The organism is Mycobacterium sp. (genome assembly GCF_049281135.1).
Taxonomy (GTDB): domain Bacteria; phylum Actinomycetota; class Actinomycetes; order Mycobacteriales; family Mycobacteriaceae; genus Mycobacterium.
Map to the genome: position 1 here is coordinate 1 of NZ_JBAPRN010000584.1, position 2,034 is coordinate 2,034.

1 protein-coding gene and 1 pseudogene are annotated in these 2,034 nt (G+C 69.0%); both read left to right on the plus strand.

Features of this window, described 5'->3' with window-relative positions:
- The first annotated feature begins 273 nt into the window (after positions 1-273).
- Positions 274-1,671 carry a phosphomannomutase/phosphoglucomutase gene (locus tag WAN02_RS22785; protein WP_422266628.1) on the plus strand — a complete coding sequence of 466 codons (1,398 nt, stop codon included), beginning with the start codon at positions 274-276 and terminating at the stop codon, positions 1,669-1,671.
- Positions 1,668-2,034, plus strand: a pseudogene (locus tag WAN02_RS22790) (TobH protein); the annotation flags it as partial. The gene WAN02_RS22785 and the pseudogene WAN02_RS22790, both read left to right, overlap by 4 nt.

Here is a 2,034-nt window from a genome sequence, read left to right on the forward strand (position 1 = left end):
GCTCAGTACAACGGTGCGACGGCCGAGGCGCCGGCGACCGGCGTCTTGACCTCGGCCGGCCAGCGCCCGCCCGGTAACGGGCGTCGCCGCGGTCATCTTCGCGTGCTGCCCGACCCCGGCGACTAGCAACCGCCGACTCCTCGGCGGACCGTGCCGGTCCGCGTCGTCGCCGGGCTAGGTCTGACTGCCCGACTCCTCGGCGGACCGTGCCGGTCCGCGTCGTCGCCGGGCTAGGCTGGCGACCAAGTTGTCCACTTAGTCAGGAGCCCCTCGATGTCTCGGCCCGCTGCGGCTGTCCACCGTGTGATCAAGGCATATGACGTGCGAGGTCTGGTCGGCTCGGAAATCGACGAGTCGTTCGTCTCCGACGTCGGTGCTGCCTTCGCCACGCTGATGCGTAGCGAAGGCGCGCGGCAGGTCGCCATCGGCTACGACATGCGCGACAGCTCGCCGTCACTTGCGGCCGCTTTCGCGTCCGGCGTCACCGGCCAGGGTCTCGACGTGGTCCGCATCGGCCTGGCATCGACCGATCAGCTCTACTTTGCCTCGGGGCTGCTGGACTGCCCGGGAGCGATGTTCACCGCAAGCCACAACCCGGCGGCCTACAACGGCATCAAGCTGTGCCGGGCGGGTGCCAAGCCGGTCGGCGCCGACACCGGGTTGACGACCATCAGCGACGACATCATCGCCGGAGTCGCGTCCCACGAAGGGCCCACCGGAACCGTCACCGACAAGGATGTGCTCGCCGAGTACGGCGACTTCCTGCGCACGCTGGTCGACACCTCGGGGCTGCGCCCGCTGCGGGTGGCCGTCGACGCGGGCAACGGGATGGCGGGCCACACCGCACCGGCGGTATTCGGTGCGATCGACTCGATCACGTTGCTGCCGTTGTACTTCGAACTCGACGGCTCTTTTCCCAACCATGAGGCCAATCCGCTGAACCCGGCGAACCTCGTCGACTTGCAGGCTTATGTGCGCGACAGCGGCGCAGACATCGGGTTGGCCTTCGATGGCGACGCCGACCGCTGCTTCGTCATCGACGAGCGCGGCGAGCCGGTGTCGCCGTCGACGGTGACCGCTCTGGTCGCCGCCCGCGAGCTGAGCCGGGAGATCGGTGCGACGGTGATCCATAACCTGATCACGTCGCGCGCGGTGCCGGAGTTGGTCGTCGAGCGCGGTGGCACGCCGGTGCGTTCACGGGTCGGGCACTCCTACATCAAGGGGCTGATGGCCGACACCGGCGCGATCTTCGGCGGCGAACACTCGGCGCACTATTACTTCCGCGACTTCTGGGGCGCCGACTCCGGGATGCTGGCGGCGCTGTATGTGCTTGCCGCACTGGGGAAACAGGAGCGCCCGCTGTCCGAGGTCACCGCCGACTACCAGCGCTACGAGTCCTCCGGCGAGATCAACTTCACCGTGGCCGACGCAGGCTCCTGCGTCGAAGCGGTGCTCAAGTCGTTCGGCACTCGGATTCACTCCATAGACCACCTCGACGGGGTGACCGTCGACCTCGGCGAGGGCAGTTGGTTCAACCTGCGCACCTCCAACACCGAGCCGCTGCTGCGGCTGAATGTGGAAGGACGTTGCACCGAGGACGTCGACGCCGTCGTCGAGCAGGTTGCCGGTGAGATCAATCGGCAGGTCGCGCAGCCGGAGGCCGTGACGTGAACGCGGCCCAGGCCGTGATCGACCTCGACGACGCCGACGGCCTGCTTGCCGCCGACCGCGAGGGACTGTTGCGGGCCGCATCGATGGGCGGCGCGCATGTTCGCGCGGTAGCCGCCGCACTCGATGAGGGTGCCTTGGATTCGCTGCGTGGTGATCTCCCGCGCACCGTGATCTGGGTTGCCGGGCGAGGTACCGCCGAGACCGCGGGCACCATGCTGGCCGCGACGTCAGGTGGTGCACCGACGCCGATCGTGATCGCCGCCGAGCCGCCGCCGTGGATCGGCGCCCTGGACATGCTGATCGTGGCGGGCGACGACCCCGGCGACCCGGCACTGGTCGGAGCCGCCGCGAGCGCTGTGCGCC